Here is a 16,653-nt window from a genome sequence, read left to right on the forward strand (position 1 = left end):
TGACGACTTGACGTTGAGCGAAACAAATTCCTGGACTGGCATTCGCAAGGAGCTGTTGCGACGCATTCATAGCCGGATCTGGCAGCCGGGCGAGCAGATCCCGCATGAGGCAGACCTTGCAGAGGAATTTGGCTGTGCCCGGACAACGGTCAACCGAGCGCTGAGAGACCTTGCAGAAAGCGGCCTTGTTGTGCGAAAGCGGCGTGCGGGAACACGTGTCGCGCTCAACCCGCCTCAACGGGCGACCCTGACAATTCCGATCATTCGGGAGGAAGTCGAGGCAACGGGCAGGACGTACCGCCACAGTCTTCTGGAACGCGACTTTCGCCCCCTGCCACCCATGTTGCATGGCGCGTTTCAGGCAACGCTTGGAGAAGATGTTCTCTACCTGAAAACGCTGCATTTTGCCGATGACAGGCCTTATTCCTATGAAGAACGCTATATCAATCTGAACGCAGCGCCAGAGGCACGGGATACGGCTTTTGACGAGGTTAGTGCGAACGAGTGGCTGGTCCACAATGCACCCTATAGCCACGGCGACATTTCCTTTTTTGCAGTCAATGCGGACAAGACCCTGTCGCGCAAACTGGATGCCGGCACAGGGACGGCCCTTTTTGCGATGGAGCGCATCACGTGGGCCGGAAATATGCCGATTACCCATGTTCGCCTGATTTTCGCCCCCGGCTATAGGATGCGGACGGAGATCTGACGCCGGCAGCGTCACCTCATGGCAACCGGCAGGGTAAAGGACCATGAGGCTCGGGACCCTGGGATGGGTGGAAACGGTGCTGCGCGCTGCACGGCTTTCACGACGGCAGTGTCGAAAGGTTTCGAGCCCGAAGATTTCGCAAGTTGAATGCCGGTGACAGCGCCGTTCTTTTGAACGGTAAATCGAACCACGGCGTCACTTTGGGCCCTTCTGCCACCACGCGGTGCCCGCACAGACCTCAAAAGTTTCCGATGCACCTTGGCCGGGTAGTTGGTCGTATCCGCATTGCCAGCTGACTTGGCCTTGCCCTTTCGCTGCGATCCGCCTTTTTGAGCCGTGCGACTGGAACTGCCGCCTGCACCATTTCGGCTGGCGGTTTGCGGTTTCTGTGCTTGTTTTTCCGGTTTCTTAGAGATTGTCTTGACCACCTCGCGGTTCGTCGGTCTCGGTTTGACACGTGGACTGGGTGTTGCCTCGGATCGTTCAACAATTGGCGCATTCTCCGCCTCGATTGCAGTCTGTTTTTTGGCGGGCATAGGGTCAATTGCCACGCTTTGGGTATTTGCTGCTTGTGGAAGGACTTGAATTGGCCGTGCCTGGCTCGGTTCCAAGGGGATGTGCGGGGCAGGGGTGATCTTTGATACCTGTTTGGTGTCTCGGGCGGGCGTTTGGGTTTGACTGCTGACAGTCTTCGCAATTTCCACGGGGGTGAGCGCGCGCGATGTGACGGCCAGGGCTTTTGCCTGAGAGGTTGGAAGACTGACGGCTGTCTGAGGGCTTGGAACAACAACGGCCGGAACGATCGGATCAACCGGTGTTGTGACTTTGCTCTTCGATGGGGTGCGTGACTCAACCCTCGCAGTCTTGTTTTTTGCGCTCTTGACCGGGTGTCGGGTCGCTGTTGCGTCGACCGGCACGGTAATCGCGAGTTGTTCGACTGAGCCGGAGACAATCGTGTTGAAGGCAGCTTCACCCAGCACTGCATGCTGTAGGGCGCCGCCACCCGCATGCTCGAGAACCTGAGCATCTTTCATAGTGAGAGCAGCGGCGATCACGTGGACTACAAGCGACAAAAAGACAGCGATAAAAAACGGTCGGTGAATTGATTTCATTTGTCGACGGTCCGGGTGACGACGACAACGGTGTCAGCGCTCGCGCTATAAAGGGCTTTGACGTGCTGGAGCAGCTTTCCTGCCTCCAGGTTTTTGTCTGCCGCCAGTTTGACCTGTTTTGGCTCTCCATCGCGCCCCGTCAAATGGTTTGCAAGATAATCTTCAACGGTCACAGGTGTTTCACGATAAACCAGCGTTCCATCCGCGCGCGCGTACAGGGCGTCCGGGGGCGGCAAGGGATCCGAGCCCCTCGTATCCGACAGGACGACGTCAGGATCTTGCGGCGGTGTCAACTGTCCCGCGACCAGGAAGAAGATCAGCATCAAGAACACGATGTTGATAAGGGAAATCGTGGTTTCCAAGGGACGCTTGGGCGGGTTTCGCCGAACTCTGATCATTCTGGACCTGCAACTATTATTGCGAGCCCTTGAATATTGTTGAGCTGACCCATGACGGTCACGAGTTGCTGCGTTGTGGTTTGGCCGCGCACAAGCACCAGCAAACTGTCGATTTCGCGTGACTGCAGTGCCTGTGCCTTTGCCCGAAGTTCAGTCTCTGCTATCTCGCTGCCGTTGAGCCGCAGTCTTTCCTGGTCAAGAACGAGCAGAGCTTGCGGAACTGCGCCTTGACCTCCGCTTCCTGCCGGACCTCCAATTTTTACCTGACCGAAACTTGTGAAGGTGGAGGACAGCATGAAGAACAGCAAAAGCAGGAAAATGACGTCGACCAGGGGTGTCAGGGAGATTGGTATTGGTTTGCGGACTGGGCGATCAAGGTGCATAGGCAAGCTGTTGTCCGGGATGAATGCCGGCTTTGTTGCTGGTCGTCTTTTGTTTCAAAAGCACTGAAGATGTCAGTGTTTCTGTGGCGACACGTTCGGCTTCCAGCCGCGCTTCAAGCCAGGTAACGACCAGAGACACCGGCATGGCGACGCCGAGGCCAGCTGCCGTTGTCATCAAAGCAACCCAGATGCCACCTGCAAGTGCGGAAGGATCCACGTTGTTTCCTGCAGATTGGAGTGCTTGGAATGCGTCGATCATGCCAAGAACCGTCCCGAAAAGACCAATCAGCGGGGCGATCTGAGCAATTGCTTCCAGCGCTCTGACTCCTTTTGAGAAATGATGCAGATCTCCCATGGCCAGTACGCTGACCTGTTCTTCAATATCCGTTTTTTCGGTCCGGCGTCCGAGGAGCGTCAAAGTGGTTCGTAGTGCTTTTTCAGCCGCGCTTTTCGGTTGAGCAACGCAGGCTGCCGCATCGGCAAATCGGCCTTGCTGCCACAAAGAGGCGGCCTCACGTGCGTTCCGGGCGTTTCCGATCCGGCATAGCTGAAACTCTGCGATCTTTACGATGATCAACGCCAGGGCGACCACGGAAAGGCCGGCAATGACGGTAACAACAGGACCGCCTAGTGCGAGCAGCGCAGAAATATGATTGTACAGATCATAAAGCATGTGTGAGCTCCTACTGGATGAGAGAGACGCCTGTCCGGCTCTGAAGCGAAAGCGGTGCTGTGCAATGTCCGGAGGCAATTTCCGTGCTGCAGCCCGCTGGTCCGTTGATCAGCAACTTGCCTGTCCCCTCACAGGTCAGGTTCGACAGCTCGAATTGACGGACGATGGTCTTGGCCTTTGGAAGAGCTCCGAAATCAAAAACGGACATTTGGTTGATGACATTGTCTTTTCCGAAAACAACGATTTCATAGGAAGCAACATCAAGGTCCTGACCGCTCTGGTTTTCCATGACGAAGGACAGCCGGCAGGTGTTGCCGCTGACCTCTATCTTGTTAAGTTCAAGAGCGATGTGAGGTGCTTTTTCCTGTGACTGGGCGGGAGCCGCACCCGTCATCAGAAGTACAGTTGCAAATGCTGCTACCGTCTGGATGAACCTCAAAATCTTTACTCCTGCACAATTTTGTTTTGAGTCCCGCCGCCCATGAGGGCGGGCGGCGAGACTGCTCCGTGCCGTTACCAGCTGAACTGTTTGTTCATTGTCAGCTTGAAAGTTCGGCCTCGACCCGGGTCTCCTGCCAGATTGTTCTGGTAGTCCTTGTCGAAGATATTCTCGATTGCAGCACGCAGCTCGTAGCCCTCAAGCAGGCCTTCCCGGGGTTTCCAGTTCGCAAAGACATCGTGGACGCCGTAGCCCGGGAACGGACCCGTTGTCGCTCCGCTGTCGATGCCCGCGGCGAAGAGGCCGCGCCAACCAAACTCGACATCATAGGCAGGAACGCGCCCACCGATCGTCATGGCAAGCGTATCGGCCGGGATCGAATCCAGTGTGCTGCCCGTCTCCTGATCAACACCCCTGACGAGGCTGTAGGCCAACGTGCTGAAGACATATCTGGAATTATAGGCCGCCTCGACCTCAAGCCCCCAGATTTCGGCTTCGTCGATATTGACGTAATAGGGTACAGAGGTGTTTTGGCCGGTATTCGGGTTTGTCGAGATAAGGTCCTTCAGGTCGTTGTAAAAAGCGGTCGACTTGATCTGCAATCCGTCCTGATCCTGAAAGACATCGAAGAACGATAACGATGCCCCGGCCTCGACCGCATTCGATTGCTCTTTTTCAAGGTTGAGGCTCGCATTGCGGCCACCCGGATAGGTACGTGTCGCACCTGAGCTTGAGAACATCTCGTCAAGTGTCGGCACGCGTTCCGTATGGGCGACGGAGCCGAAAATCGAGAATGTGTCGTTAAACCGGTAAAGTGCAGCAAGCTTGGGAGAGAATGCGACTTCATTCTGTTCAGAAGCACCTGAGATGGACCCGTCTGGTGACAAGTTGACAAAATCAACTCTTGCTCCCGGAATAATGGTCAGCCTTTCATTCCAGATGAATTCGTCTTGGACGAAGAAGCCGAATTTTGTGTCCGTTCCCTCAGGGTGAAAGCCTATCGCGCCACTTTCAGCGTCAGCAACACGCTGCTGATGTGAAAGTTGTGTGCCGAATGTCAGGAAATTCTCAAAACCGTTGCCTGAATGCTCGATCGTGTTTTCGATCTTGCCCTGCCAGGTGCGATATCCATATTCGCTGTCTTCAAATAGCTGGGAAGGGATTGTTGAAGTTGCATTTTCCTGATCAACGGTCGTGTCAGAGAATGACAGGTTGATGTCCAGATCGAGAAACGGATTGTCAGACGCTGGATTGTTGTATCGGAATACGACTGTCTGATCGGTGATGTCGCGATCGACTTCGCCAAACCCAAGCGTTCCGGTTTGCGAATACTCTGTATCGTCCGCGGAGCTCTGCCAGCGCTGATATGACAGGCGAACGGATTGTTCCTTGGCGTCTCCGAAATAATGCGTGACCTTGGCAAGTCCGGAATAGGCGTCAAATGCCGAGCCATCGATGAGGTCACCGTCTCCTGTCTGATAATCGTCGGATCGCCGGAAGTTGCCGTTCAAAAGCACTTCCGTGTTTTCGGCGATACGTCCGGCGAAGGTGCCGGATGTCAGGAGACCGTCGCCGTTGGAATCGTACATGCCTTTCACATTGACGGCGACTGTTTCTCCTGTTTCCAGGAAATCGCTTGCGTCTTTGGTTGTGAAATTGATCACGCCTCCCAATGCACCCGAGCCGTAGAGCGTTGAAGATGCCGGACCGCGCAGAATTTCAACCTGCTTGTAAAGTTCAGGGTCGGAGAAGAACGAGCCGACACGATATTGTTCGAAGAACTTGGTGGCTCCATCCACGGTCACGATGATCTTGGACTCGTCAGAAGCGCTGAGATCTCCGATGCCGCGTATATTGAAGGATTGACCACCTATCCGGTCGCTGCCCACAACCGTAACCCCTGGAACCTCTCGAAAAAGATCTCCGACCGTCATCGCCTGTTCGTCGTCGATCGCTTCCTGATCAAGCACGGTTACAGCTTGCGGCGTGTCGATTGCGACCTTGTCGACACCTGATCCAACCACGATGCGTTGCAGCTTTGTGACGATATTGCCTGTCTCCGGATCGGTGACAATCGTGACAGGTACTTCCGTTGTGACGTCCTGAGCGGCGGCCAAGCCACTTAATGTCAATACCCAAAGAGCAACTCCACCCATTAGCCGGGTGTGATTGATGTTGCTAAGCCCCATTAAATTTCTCCAAGAGTGCGCGTTAACGCGTCCATTTCGCCGCCTCTCAAACAGCGTATTAAACATGAGTCAATGACTCAGGTATTGCGGTCAATATGAAACATGAGTATAGGAGTCAAGTATAAGATTGCAGGCGCTTCGAAATTGTCGTCGTTTAGAATGGTTCCAGATTGCTGCTTTTTTTCAGTGAGTTATCGGAAGCGCCTATTCGACGAAACGCCTAGGCGCCTGCTGCCATCAACTCCAAAATCAACAAAGGCAAGGCCATGAATGCCGTTTTGGAAACTGTTGAAACCAAGCCAACTGCCGATCAGATCAGATGGGCACGCGAGCAAAATCCGAAGATGCGTGATCGGGACCTGGCTGATCACATCGGCATCTCGGAGGCCGAACTGGTCGCAAGTCTTGTCGGTCATGGAACGCATCGGGTCGCGCCCGATTTTGATGTCCTATTTCCCGGATTGAAGCAGCTGGGAGAAGTCATGGCTCTCACACGAAACGAAAGCGCCGTTCATGAGAAAATCGGTCCGTTCGACAAATTTATAAACGGCAAGCGTGCCGCACTTATGTTGGGTGAGCAGATCGATACTCGAATGTTTCCGTCAAACTGGGTTCACGGATTTGCAGTGGAGCGCAGTGATGGAAAAGATGTTCGCCGCTCCTTGCAGTTTTTTGACGCCCACGGAGACGCGGTCCAAAAAATTCACGCCCGACCGTCAACCGACCTTGAGGCCTGGGATCGGCTTGTGACGGCACTCCTTCTTGAAAACCAGTCGCCGGGTCTGCTTCCAGAAGTTCGACAAGCCGAACCGTTTTGCCGAAAGCAGCCTTCGGAGGATGTCGTCAGCGTGTTGCGGGACCGCTGGCAGGCCATGACGGATCCCCATCAGTTCCACGGTATTCTGCGGGATCTGGACCTCGACCGTCTTAGCGCTTTCGAGCTTGTGGGGGAGGCATGGGCTTGGCCGCTTGATCGAGGTTCTGTGCCGGCGCTCTTGCGGCTTGCTGCCTCTGAAGCCATTCCGATCATGTGTTTCGTCGGCAATCGCGGATGCATCCAGATTCACTCTGGCCGCATCAATATGGTCATCGACAAGGGGCCATGGATCAACGTTATGGATCCGACCTTTCACCTCCATCTCAGAACAGACCACATTCACGAAATATGGGCCGTCAGAAAACCCGCGGATATCGGACACGTGACATCTGTCGAGGCTTTCGACAGGGAAGGCCGGCAGGTCATCCAATTCTTCGGTGTGCGCGGGGAAGGCAATGCGGAGCGCTCGGATTGGCGAGGTCTTGCTGAAAATCTCCCAAGGTCAGACCGGTCACTTACCCTGGGAGCAGCGGAATGAAAAAGCACTCGCTTTCAAAACTGTGCAGCTATGTCGCAGCAGTCGCCTTGACCGTCATGGCGCTGTTCGCACCGAGCAAACATATTTTCGCAGATAGTGCCTCAAGCGGCAATGCAAGCCGCGTTGTGTCGGTCGGTGGGTCGGTGACAGAGGTTGTCTATGCGCTTGGAGAACAGAACCGACTGATCGCCAGGGATACAACAAGCGTGTTTCCGGATCAGGTGAACGACTTGCCGAATGTCGGGTACATCCGGGCATTGTCACCGGAAGGAGTTCTGTCTGTCGATCCTGACCTGATCCTGATGCTGGAAGGCAGTGGACCACCAGAGGCGGTTGAAGTGCTCAAATCAAGCGGTGTCTCGATTGCGACGATACCGGAGGAGTTTACCGCCGCTGGCATCGTCGGCAAGGTTCAGGCTGTTGGCAAAGCGCTTGGTGTTCCGGAAAAAGCGGACGCCTTGTCCCTGAAAATTGCTGCCGATCTTGAAGCTGCACAAGAAAACGCTTCGGGCAAAGCTTCAGGAATGCGCGTTCTGTTCATTCTGTCGACCCGAGGTGGCCGGATCATGGCCGGTGGTGTGAATACGGAAGCCGATGGCATTCTTTCGTTGGTGGGGGCTGAGAATGCGGTCTCCGACTTTGCGGGCTATAAGCAATTGAGCGATGAGGCAATCGTCAGTGCCGCACCGGATGTTGTTCTGATGATGACGCGGGCAGGAGACCACGAGGCAAGTCCGGAAGAGCTTTTTGGGCATCCTGCCTTGGCCCAAACACCAGCAGCAACGCATAATCGGCTTATCAGGATGAGGGGGCAATACCTGCTTGGCTTTGGCCCACGAACCGCAGATGCGATCAGAGAGCTGTCGCAAAAGCTGGCAGACTACCGAGATTGAGCGTGGCAATGAATGACGCAATTGCCCGGCGCAGAATTCTGGCAAAGCCCCGCTCATTCATCTCGATGGGCTTCAAGGCCGGTGACCGGGAGCCGCTGGCAAGGGCTGCAACGCTTCTGCTCGCGGCGGCGACCCTTGGTGTGATGGTGGCAAGTCTGGCGATCGGTCCGATTGCCGTTCCGATCCTGGACATGCTCCCCAAAATGTCAGTTGCCCTGTTGAGTGCTGATCGCGGGATTCCGGAGGGCATTTCTCCACGGGACTGGATTGTGGTCATGGATATCCGCTTGCCGCGTGTTCTTCTGGGGGCTCTAGTTGGCGCTGCACTAGCGGTATCCGGTGCGGTCATGCAAGGGCTCTTTCGCAACCCGCTGGCGGACCCTGGCATTGTTGGCGTATCGGCAGGGGCAGGGTTCGGTGCGGCATTGTTCATCGTTCTTGGCGGGTCCGTCCTGTCACCGGTCATGACCCTTCTGGGGATCTATGCACTGCCTCTTGCAGCATTTGCCGGAGGCTTGATGACAACACTTTTGCTTTATCGCATCGGCACCCGACGCGGGGTCACGTCGGTTGCGACGCTGCTGCTCGCCGGTATCGCTCTCGGCGCGCTGACGGGCGCTATGACGGGCCTGCTCGTTTACGTGGCCGATGACCAGCAGCTCCGAGACTTGCAGTTCTGGGGCCTGGGGTCTCTTGCCGGTTCGAACTGGAACAAACTTGCGTCCGCGGCCCCCATAATCCTGGCGATGCTGGTCTGTGTTCCATTCCTGGCCAGAGGTCTCAATGCGCTTATCCTTGGAGAAGCAGCAGCAGGACATATCGGGATCCGGGTTCAGAGGCTTAAAAATGCGAGTATCCTCATGGTGGCCGGTGCCACAGGCGCATCAGTTGCCGTCAGTGGTGGCATCGGCTTTGTTGGTATTGTTGTGCCTCACCTTCTCAGGCTTACCATTGGTCCGGACCACCGTTACCTGCTGCCGGCCTCGGCCTTTTTGGGTGCGGCACTACTGATTGCCGCCGACACGCTCGCCCGCACCATCGTCGCTCCTGCGGAATTGCCGATCGGCATCATCACGGCTTTTGCCGGCGCCCCGTTCTTTTTGTGGATCTTGTTGCGCAAACGCGGACTGATGGGTTTTTCATGAAAGTTTGCGTATGACACTCTTGAACCGTTCCACCGATCCTGAGAAGGAAACACTGCTTCTGATTTCGGGCGTGGGCGTGAACGCAGGCCGGATTGAAATCGTCAAAGAGGTCTCGTTTAGCGCAGTGGCAGGCGAAGTTCTCGCCATTATTGGCCCAAGTGGGTCCGGAAAGACCACCTTGATGAGAGCGATGACGGGAGAAAGCGCTTATCGCGGGTCGATCAAGCTTGCAGGACGGCAGGTCCGCGAATTGGACCCCGGCGCCCAAGCTGATCTTCGGGGTGTACTGCCCCAGAATTCTCAGATCTCGTTTCCTCTCAACGTCACAGAAGTCGTCAGCCTCGGGTTTCTCTGCCATCGGCCAGAGCGTGTTGACCGCGGCCCGCGGGTGAGAGAAGCCCTTGCCAAGGTCGGATTGAACGGCTTTGAAGGACGGATCTATCAGGACCTGTCAGGTGGAGAACAGCAACGTGTCCAACTCGCGAGAGTCTTGGTTCAGGTGTGGGACCCCGTCCCGATGGACGGCCCTGCGCACTGGCTGTTTCTGGACGAGCCTGTGTCCAGCCTCGACATAAAACACCAGTATCAAATCATGCAATTGGCCAGGGACTATGCAGACAGCGGTGGCGGCGTTGTCACCGTCATGCACGACCTGAATCTAACCCTCGCGTTTGCAGACAAGGTTCTTGTAATGAAAGACGGATATGGCCTTGCCTTCGGACGTCGAGAAGAGGTCATGACAGCGGAGCTTTTGTCGACCGCATACGATTTTCCGTTAAAGATGACTGCAAACGAAAATGGTGAGGACCCTCTGGTCACACCTGAACGCTTCCGATCGCGCCCGTGACTGGCGGAACCCACTGATTGATATCAGCCTGCCGGCATCTGCCGCCCGGGACTTGCTTTGCCCGAACCACCTTCGATGTAATTCAGAAGTGTGCCGGCAACACCGATTGCTGCAATCTGAGCGACGGCTTCTGCAAACGCACTCAAAAAGCTGGCGTTCTTGCCAAGAGGACCAAACAGGTCGGGCATTTCGAATGGTTCTCCGCCCTGTTTGAACACTCTTACGGCCCAGCTTGTCAGCAGAACTGAATTGCCGTCTTGCAGCTCGATTTTATTGCCGGTTTCATCTTCACCGAGGCAATACCGGCACCAAAGGGCGGTTTCCAGGGCAAGCCCGTCAACGGACTGTTTCTTGTCGAGGCGTTCCTGGATCGTCGGCAGGATGAATTTCGGCTGCCGGTTGGAACCGTCGAAACAAAGCCTGGGGATCGTATCGCCAACCGCCGGGTTCGAAAACCGGGTCATCACGGTTTCCAGGTAGGACTGAAAACTGACCCCTTGAATAGGAGGAACGGTCGGGATTACTTCCTCCTCCTCAAGTTTGCGCAAATAATTTCGGATCAGCGGATCATTCATCGCGTCGTGGACAAAATAGTGGCCAAGCAATGCTGCCGGGTAGGCTATGGCCGCGTGACCTCCGTTCAATATCCGGAGTTTCATGAGCTCATAGGGAGCGACATCCTCAACGAATTCGACGCCGACTTTTTCCAGCGGCGGCCGGCCGCCGGGAAATTTGTCTTCCAGGACCCACTGCCGGAAGGGCTCGCAGACAACAGGGGCGGCATCTTCAAGATCGAAAGTCTCTGTAACTAGGCGACGTTCGCGATCACCTGTCGCCGGAGTAATGCAATCGACCATTCCGCTTGGAAACGCGACGTTGGCTCTGATCCAGGTACTTGTTTCCGCAGAAAGCGCGTCAGCGAAGCCAACAACCGCCTGTTCTGTCACATGGCCGTTTTCCGGAAGGTTGTCGCAGCTCATAACCGTGAAGGGCGCAAGTCCGATATCCCTGCGTTTCAAGAGCGCCGCGACAAGAATGCCGAAGACTGTTTTCGGATTGGCGGGGTCATGAAGATCGGCCAGAATTTCTGGATGCCCGGCATCGAAACCACCGGTATTCGGGTCAACGAAATACCCGCCTTCAGTGATTGTCAGAGACACGATACGTATGGCTGGATCGGTTAGGCGCGCAATGAGCGCTACAGGATCTACTTCGACAAAGTCGACCATCGCTCCGCATACCCGGGCATTCAATCCTTCCGGTTCCAGTTCGACTATTGTCGTCAGCCAATCCTGTTCAGCGAGCCGGGCACGCATGACTTCGTCATAAGGTTTCAAGCCCGCACCGACGATTGCCCAGTCGTGGCCTTCGCCGAGCTGAAAGAGATTGTCCAGGTAAACAGCTTGATGAGCTCGGTGGAAATTGCCAACGCCGACATGGAGAATGCCTGCCGTGAGATCGGCCCGGTCATATGTCGGACGGCCGATCCTCGCCGGCAGGGATGAGAGCACAGTGTTGTTCAGTTTTTGTGTCATTGGTCAGCTCATCCAGTTGCCGCCATCGACGTTGTAGGTTTGAGCGACGATGTAGTCAGCATCAGGTGTTGCCAGGAAAACCGCCATCCCGGTGAGGTCGTCTGCCGTGCCCATGCGGCCGAAAGGCACTGCGGCACCCACGGAAGCTTTCTTTTCGCCCGGCTTCAGTCCTTCATGTTTTGCAAAGAGGGCATCGACACCGTCCCAGTGCTCTCCGTCCACGACGCCTGGAGCGATCGCGTTGACGTTGATGCCGTGGCGGATGAGATCGAGGCCCGCGGATTGGGTCAGACTGATCACGGCAGCCTTGGTGGCGCAATAAATGCCCACGAGCGGTTCACCGCGCCGGCCGGCCTGACTTGCCATATTGATGATCTTGCCGCCCTTGCCACGCCTGATCATGGATTTGGCGGCGGCTTGCAGTGTGAAGAGTGTTCCTGCGACATTGATGCCGAAGAGCCGGTCGTAGCTTTCTCTTGTAATCTCGACAATCGGTGCCAGATCGAAGAGGGCGGCGTTGTTGACCAGAATGTCGAGGCCGCCGGTTTTCTCCTCAATCGACGAAATGGCGGCGTCAATGGAAGACTGGTCAGTGATGTCGAGTTCGACCGCATAGGCGTTCGGTCCGATATCACGAGCCGCCGCCTCAGCTCCGGCCAGATTGATGTCGCCGATGGCGACAGTCGCACCTTCCGCGACGTAGCGTTCGGCAAATGACTTGCCGATGCCACGCGCGGCGCCCGTAATCAGCGCAGATTTTCCATCAAGTCGTGTCATGCCATTCTCAGGCCCTGATTGTCGAAGCGATGGATCTTCTCAGGATCGGGCGTCAGATGAACGATATCACCGTGCCGCAATGCGACTTCGCCGGAAGAGCGCACTGTCAGTGGCTCATCAAGACCTTCAATATCGACATAAAGGAAAGTGTCTGAACCCAGATGCTCCGATACTCCGACCTTGCCTTGCCATTTGCCTTCAGTTGCCGAGACACTGAGATGTTCCGGACGAACGCCGATGGTGGTCGCGTCGAATTCCGCAGCATAGCCACCCATCAGAAAGTTCATCTTCGGGGACCCGATAAAGCCCGCCACGAACTTGTTCTTGGGGGTGTGATAAAGGTCCAGCGGCGATCCGACCTGTTCGATGACACCTGCCTGCAACACGACGATCTTGTCTGCCATGGTCATGGCCTCGACCTGATCGTGGGTCACATAGATCATCGTGGTTTCAAGCGACTGGTGAAGTTCCGATATCTCAAGCCTCATGTTGACACGCAGCGCGGCGTCGAGGTTTGAAAGCGGTTCGTCGAAGAGAAACGCTGCGGGCTCACGGACGATTGCCCGACCGATTGCCACACGTTGTCTCTGGCCGCCGGACAGCTGGCCCGGACGGCGCTCCAGATAGTCCGTCAGGTTAAGAACCTTGGCTGCGGCCTCGACCTTTGCGTCCTGGGCGGCCTTGTCGAGGCCGGCCATGCGAAGCGGAAAGGCGATGTTCTTGCGCACCGACATATGAGGGTAGAGTGCATAGGACTGGAACACCATCGCAAGTCCCCGTTTGGCAGGCGGAACCTCTGTTGCATCCCTGCCATCGATGTTGATTTCGCCCGATGTCGTGTCCTCCAGTCCGGCGATCAGCCTGAGGAGAGTTGACTTGCCGCAGCCTGAAGGCCCTACGAAGACGACGAACTCGCCATCGTTGATCTGAAGGTCTAACGGAGGGATCACCTGGACATCGCCGAAGCTTTTGGTGATTTGGTTGAGAGTTATCTGGCCCATCTTGGGAACTCCTATTTAACCGCGCCGAAGGTGAGACCGCGAACCAGCTGTTTCTGGCTGAACCATCCGAGGATCAGGATGGGTGCGATCGCCATGGTCGAAGCTGCGCTCAGCTTGGCGTAGAAAAGACCTTCCGGGCTGGAATAGCTGGCAATGAAGGCGGTGAGGGGCGCTGCTTTTGCGGCGGTCAGGTTCAAGGTCCAGAACGCTTCGTTCCAGGCCAGGATGAAGTTGAGCAGCATCGTGGAGGCAATTCCGGGAATGGCCATCGGCGTGAGGATGTAGAGAATTTCCTCTTTCAGCGATGCGCCATCCATCCGCGCAGCTTCCAGGATTTCGCCCGGGATCTCCTTGAAGTAGGTGTAGAGCATCCAGACGATGATCGGCAGGTTGATCAGCATCATCACGATGGTCAAACCTGTTCGTGTATCGAGAAGACCCAGCTGGATGAACAGGAGATAGATCGGATAAAGTACACCGACCGCCGGAAGCATCTTGGTCGACAGCATCCACATCAGGATGTCCTTGGTGCGCTTGGACGGCACGAAGGCCATCGACCATGCCGCCGGAATGGCGATCATAAGGCCGAGTACGGTCGAACCGCCGGCTATGATCACCGAGTTCCAGAGAAAGCGCATGTAGTCTGATCTTTCCTGGACGACCGCATAGTTTTCCAGCGTCCAGTCGAAGAAAAGGAACAGCGGTGGGTCGTTGATCGCCTGAGCCTCTGTCTTGAAGCTGGTCAGGATGGTCCAGAGGATCGGGAAGAAGATCAGAAACCCGATTGCCCATGCGACGGCAGTGTTGATCGTCTTGCGGCGGGTAGTGACAGAGCGTGCCATGTTTTTCCCTCCTCAGGTGTCCAGGTTTTTGCCGACGATGCGCATCAGGAAGATGGCAACGATGTTGGCAAGGATGATTGCGTAGACACCACCGGCAGATCCGAGGCCGACATTCTGACTTTCCAGAACACGCTGGAAGATCAGGTAGGTCAGTGTGCGGGTGCCGAAGGCGCCGCTTGTGGTCACGAAAATCTCTGCAAAGATCGCCAGCAGGAAGATCGTCTGGATCAACACGACGATTGTGATGGCACGTGACAGGTGCGGCAGGACAATGAAAGCGAAACGCGACAGGGGCGGTGCCCCGTCCATTTCGGCTGCCTCAAGCTGCTCACTGTCGAGCGACTGGATTGCTGTCAACAGGATCAGAGTGGCAAAGGGCAGCCATTGCCAGGACACGATCAGGATAATCGAAAACAGCGACAGGTCGCTCAGCCATTCAATCGGCTGTGCGCCAAAGGCCTTCCACAGATGAGCGAACAGGCCGTTCACCGGATCCATGAACATGTTTTTCCAAACGAGTGCCGAAACGGTCGGCATCACGAAAAATGGTGCAATCACGAGAATGCGGACGATGCCCTGGCCCCACATGGGTTGATCCAGAAGCATGGAGAGCAGGACCCCGAAAAAAATCGTGATGATCAGGACGCCGCCGACAATGATGAGTGTCGTTTGAACACTCGGCCAAAAGGCACTGGAAGAGACGAAACGGACATAGTTGTCGAAACCGGTCCAACCAAGGTCTCCGCCGCGGAGCGGAAGGTATCTCTTGAACGAAAATACCAGGGTCATGGTGAGCGGAATAAGCATCCAGCCGAGAAGCAGAATGACTGCAGGAGCCATCATAATGCGAGCGGCGGAGCGGGAGTGCTGGGTAGCCATGGACACACCTTCTCTGTTGACGGCAGAAGTTTACCGTGACGAGCGGGGCTATGGGGAGCAGGTGGGTGGTATAAAAAGGGAGGGCGGAAGTGCTCCGCCCTCGCAGTCGGGGGAGGAAACCCTTAGTAGCCGGCGGCTTCCATTTCCTCAGCCGTGTTCGCTTGAGCTTTTGCAAGCGCTTCATCAACGGTCTGCTGACCGGCAACCATTGCGGAGAATTCCTGACCGGCTGCAGTGCCGATACCAGCCCATTCCGGGATAGCGACATACTGAATGCCGACATAAGGAACCGGTTTGACAGTCGGGCTGTCAGGATTGGCCGCATTGATGCTTTCAAGCGTCATCTTGGCGAACGGGACCTTCTGGTACTCCGGGTTCTCGTAGAGCGATGTACGCGCTCCAGGAGGTACATTGGCCCAGCCTTCCTTGGAAGCAACGAGCTCGATGTATTCCTTTGAGGTTGCCCATTCGATGAACTGCTTGGCAGCTGCCTCTTTCTGGGTGCCTGCCGGAATGGCGAGTGCCCAGGCCCAGAGCCAGTTCGAACGTTTATCAACGCCTTCCTTGTTCGGCGCGAGAGCGAAGCCGACCTTGTCAGCAACCGTGGAGTCGTTCGGATTAGTCACGAACGATGCCGCAACAGTCGCGTCGATCCACATGCCGCACTTGCCCTGCTGGAACAGAGCCAGGTTCTCGTTGAAGCCGTTGGTGGACGCACCCGGAGGGCCGTAGCTGTTCAGAAGGTTGTTATAGAAGCTGACAGCCTCTTTCCACTCAGGCGTGTCGAGCTGCGGCTTCCAGTTTTCATCGAACCAGCGTGCACCGAAGGAATTGGCAACGGTGGTGATGAACGCCATGTTCTCACCCCAGCCGGCTTTGCCGCGCAGGCAGATGCCGTAGACTTCGTTGTCCTTGTCCGTCATGGCCTTGGCAGCGGCTTCGACGTCGCCCCATGTCGGAGCATCCGGTATCGTGACACCGGCTTTTTCCAACAGGTCCGTGCGATACATGATCATGGACGACTCGCCGTAAAACGGTGCCGCATAAAGGCTGCCGCTATGGCTCAGTCCGGCACGCATTGCGGGCAGGATATCGTCTTTGTCATATTCGGCAGGCAGGTCGTCGAGCGAGACAAGCCACTCATTTGCCGCCCAGATCGGGGTCTCGTACATGCCGATGGTCAAGACATCGAACTGACCGCCCTTTGCGGCGATGTCCTGAGTGACGCGCTGGCGCAGGACATTCTCTTCAAGCGTGACCCACTCGACCGTATGACCGGTCTTTGCCGTGAAGTCTTCTGTCAGACCCTGCATACGTATCATGTCGCCATTGTTCACGGTCGCGATCGTAATCGTTTCCGCAAAGGCGCTGGTTGTTGTGATCAAAGTAAGTGCTGTGACCGCACGTAATGCGTTCTTCAAATACATCCTATGTCCTCCCTGGCTTGGATGTTGGCCAAACCTTGAGGCAATAATT

General features: G+C 55.9%; 17 protein-coding genes. 5 read left to right on the forward strand and 12 right to left on the reverse strand.

All coding sequences use genetic code 11. The annotated features are described in order from the left end of the window. Window positions 1–7 precede the first annotated feature (7 nt). Window positions 8–709, forward strand: coding sequence for a UTRA domain-containing protein (locus Q0835_RS23120; protein WP_298822004.1), 702 nt, complete (start codon window positions 8–10; stop codon window positions 707–709). 11 nt (window positions 710–720) lie between these two features. Here Q0835_RS23120 and Q0835_RS23125 read toward each other — a convergent pair whose 3' ends face one another. The 6 genes from Q0835_RS23125 to Q0835_RS23150 all read right to left on the reverse strand — a co-directional run bounded on the left by Q0835_RS23125 (window position 721) and on the right by Q0835_RS23150 (window position 5,903). Continuing rightward, window positions 721–1,821 (reverse strand): TonB family protein, encoded by a 1,101-nt coding sequence (locus Q0835_RS23125; RefSeq protein ID WP_298964692.1) that lies wholly within the window; start codon window positions 1,819–1,821, stop codon window positions 721–723. Beyond that, window positions 1,818–2,219 (reverse strand): biopolymer transporter ExbD, encoded by a 402-nt coding sequence (locus Q0835_RS23130; protein ID WP_298822001.1) that lies wholly within the window; start codon window positions 2,217–2,219, stop codon window positions 1,818–1,820. The genes Q0835_RS23125 and Q0835_RS23130 overlap by 4 nt, the downstream gene beginning before the upstream one ends. Further along, the gene (locus Q0835_RS23135; protein ID WP_298964694.1) at window positions 2,216–2,602 is read right to left on the reverse strand and encodes a biopolymer transporter ExbD; all 387 of its coding nucleotides are present in this window, start codon (window positions 2,600–2,602) and stop codon (window positions 2,216–2,218) included. Before Q0835_RS23135 ends, Q0835_RS23130 begins: the two co-directional genes overlap by 4 nt. Next, window positions 2,592–3,275, reverse strand: coding sequence for a MotA/TolQ/ExbB proton channel family protein (locus Q0835_RS23140; protein WP_298964696.1), 684 nt, complete (start codon window positions 3,273–3,275; stop codon window positions 2,592–2,594). Before Q0835_RS23140 ends, Q0835_RS23135 begins: the two co-directional genes overlap by 11 nt. A gap of 10 nt (window positions 3,276–3,285) precedes the next feature. Next, window positions 3,286–3,714: a hypothetical protein gene (locus Q0835_RS23145; protein ID WP_298964698.1), complete on the reverse strand. Its 429-nt coding sequence runs from the start codon at window positions 3,712–3,714 to the stop codon at window positions 3,286–3,288. Window positions 3,715–3,788: 74 nt separating this feature from the next. Next, the gene (locus Q0835_RS23150) at window positions 3,789–5,903 is read right to left on the reverse strand and encodes a TonB-dependent receptor (RefSeq protein WP_298964701.1); all 2,115 of its coding nucleotides are present in this window, start codon (window positions 5,901–5,903) and stop codon (window positions 3,789–3,791) included. Window positions 5,904–6,169: 266 nt separating this feature from the next. Here Q0835_RS23150 and Q0835_RS23155 point away from each other — a divergent pair, with 266 nt between their 5' ends. The 4 genes from Q0835_RS23155 to Q0835_RS23170 all read left to right on the forward strand — a co-directional run bounded on the left by Q0835_RS23155 (window position 6,170) and on the right by Q0835_RS23170 (window position 10,143). Further along, a complete protein-coding gene (locus Q0835_RS23155) occupies window positions 6,170–7,258 on the forward strand; it encodes a ChuX/HutX family heme-like substrate-binding protein (RefSeq protein WP_298964704.1) in 1,089 nt (362 codons plus the stop codon). Beyond that, a complete protein-coding gene (locus tag Q0835_RS23160) occupies window positions 7,255–8,151 on the forward strand; it encodes an ABC transporter substrate-binding protein (protein WP_298964706.1) in 897 nt (298 codons plus the stop codon). Before Q0835_RS23155 ends, Q0835_RS23160 begins: the two co-directional genes overlap by 4 nt. Window positions 8,152–8,216: 65 nt before the next feature. Continuing rightward, window positions 8,217–9,296 carry an iron ABC transporter permease gene (locus tag Q0835_RS23165; RefSeq protein WP_298964763.1) on the forward strand — a complete coding sequence of 360 codons (1,080 nt, stop codon included), beginning with the start codon at window positions 8,217–8,219 and terminating at the stop codon, window positions 9,294–9,296. A 10-nt stretch (window positions 9,297–9,306) separates the two neighbouring features. Then, the gene (locus Q0835_RS23170) at window positions 9,307–10,143 is read left to right on the forward strand and encodes a heme ABC transporter ATP-binding protein (protein ID WP_298964708.1); all 837 of its coding nucleotides are present in this window, start codon (window positions 9,307–9,309) and stop codon (window positions 10,141–10,143) included. A gap of 23 nt (window positions 10,144–10,166) precedes the next feature. Here the strand turns inward: Q0835_RS23170 and Q0835_RS23175 are convergent, their stop codons facing one another. From Q0835_RS23175 to Q0835_RS23200, 6 genes are all read right to left on the reverse strand, one after another. Next, window positions 10,167–11,678 (reverse strand): mannitol dehydrogenase family protein, encoded by a 1,512-nt coding sequence (locus Q0835_RS23175; protein ID WP_298821993.1) that lies wholly within the window; start codon window positions 11,676–11,678, stop codon window positions 10,167–10,169. A gap of 3 nt (window positions 11,679–11,681) precedes the next feature. Continuing rightward, on the reverse strand, window positions 11,682–12,455 hold the full coding sequence (locus tag Q0835_RS23180; RefSeq protein ID WP_298821992.1) for an L-iditol 2-dehydrogenase: 774 nt from the start codon (window positions 12,453–12,455) through the stop codon (window positions 11,682–11,684). Then, entirely contained in the window at window positions 12,452–13,456 is a 1,005-nt protein-coding gene (locus tag Q0835_RS23185) for an ABC transporter ATP-binding protein (RefSeq protein WP_298821991.1), read from the reverse strand. Before Q0835_RS23185 ends, Q0835_RS23180 begins: the two co-directional genes overlap by 4 nt. An 11-nt stretch (window positions 13,457–13,467) precedes the next feature. Further along, the gene (locus Q0835_RS23190) at window positions 13,468–14,298 is read right to left on the reverse strand and encodes a carbohydrate ABC transporter permease (RefSeq protein WP_265683222.1); all 831 of its coding nucleotides are present in this window, start codon (window positions 14,296–14,298) and stop codon (window positions 13,468–13,470) included. Between the two features lie 12 nt (window positions 14,299–14,310). Next, window positions 14,311–15,177 (reverse strand): sugar ABC transporter permease, encoded by an 867-nt coding sequence (locus tag Q0835_RS23195; RefSeq protein ID WP_298821990.1) that lies wholly within the window; start codon window positions 15,175–15,177, stop codon window positions 14,311–14,313. A gap of 122 nt (window positions 15,178–15,299) precedes the next feature. Next, window positions 15,300–16,604, reverse strand: a complete 1,305-nt coding sequence (locus Q0835_RS23200) for a sugar ABC transporter substrate-binding protein (RefSeq protein WP_298821989.1) — start codon at window positions 16,602–16,604, stop codon at window positions 15,300–15,302. Between the last annotated feature and the right edge of the window lie 49 nt (window positions 16,605–16,653).

It is taken from the genome of uncultured Roseibium sp., assembly GCF_947499295.1.
In the GTDB taxonomy this organism is placed as follows: domain Bacteria; phylum Pseudomonadota; class Alphaproteobacteria; order Rhizobiales; family Stappiaceae; genus Roseibium.

What these genes read in the sequence shown, in the direction of transcription:
- Q0835_RS23125 (WP_298964692.1), bottom strand. Translation starts at nt 1,821, where the DNA reads ATGAAATCAATTCACCGACCGTTTTTTATCGCTGTCTTTTTGTCGCTT.
- Q0835_RS23130 (WP_298822001.1), bottom strand. Translation starts at nt 2,219, where the DNA reads ATGATCAGAGTTCGGCGAAACCCGCCCAAGCGTCCCTTGGAAACCACG.
- Q0835_RS23135 (WP_298964694.1), bottom strand. Translation starts at nt 2,602, where the DNA reads ATGCACCTTGATCGCCCAGTCCGCAAACCAATACCAATCTCCCTGACA.
- Q0835_RS23140 (WP_298964696.1), bottom strand. Translation starts at nt 3,275, where the DNA reads ATGCTTTATGATCTGTACAATCATATTTCTGCGCTGCTCGCACTAGGC.
- Q0835_RS23150 (WP_298964701.1), bottom strand. Translation starts at nt 5,903, where the DNA reads ATGGGGCTTAGCAACATCAATCACACCCGGCTAATGGGTGGAGTTGCT.
- Q0835_RS23155 (WP_298964704.1), top strand. Translation starts at nt 6,170, where the DNA reads ATGAATGCCGTTTTGGAAACTGTTGAAACCAAGCCAACTGCCGATCAG.
- Q0835_RS23160 (WP_298964706.1), top strand. Translation starts at nt 7,255, where the DNA reads ATGAAAAAGCACTCGCTTTCAAAACTGTGCAGCTATGTCGCAGCAGTC.
- Q0835_RS23165 (WP_298964763.1), top strand. Translation starts at nt 8,217, where the DNA reads ATGGGCTTCAAGGCCGGTGACCGGGAGCCGCTGGCAAGGGCTGCAACG.
- Q0835_RS23170 (WP_298964708.1), top strand. Translation starts at nt 9,307, where the DNA reads ATGACACTCTTGAACCGTTCCACCGATCCTGAGAAGGAAACACTGCTT.
- Q0835_RS23175 (WP_298821993.1), bottom strand. Translation starts at nt 11,678, where the DNA reads ATGACACAAAAACTGAACAACACTGTGCTCTCATCCCTGCCGGCGAGG.
- Q0835_RS23180 (WP_298821992.1), bottom strand. Translation starts at nt 12,455, where the DNA reads ATGACACGACTTGATGGAAAATCTGCGCTGATTACGGGCGCCGCGCGT.
- Q0835_RS23185 (WP_298821991.1), bottom strand. Translation starts at nt 13,456, where the DNA reads ATGGGCCAGATAACTCTCAACCAAATCACCAAAAGCTTCGGCGATGTC.
- Q0835_RS23190 (WP_265683222.1), bottom strand. Translation starts at nt 14,298, where the DNA reads ATGGCACGCTCTGTCACTACCCGCCGCAAGACGATCAACACTGCCGTC.
- Q0835_RS23195 (WP_298821990.1), bottom strand. Translation starts at nt 15,177, where the DNA reads ATGGCTACCCAGCACTCCCGCTCCGCCGCTCGCATTATGATGGCTCCT.
- Q0835_RS23200 (WP_298821989.1), bottom strand. Translation starts at nt 16,604, where the DNA reads ATGTATTTGAAGAACGCATTACGTGCGGTCACAGCACTTACTTTGATC.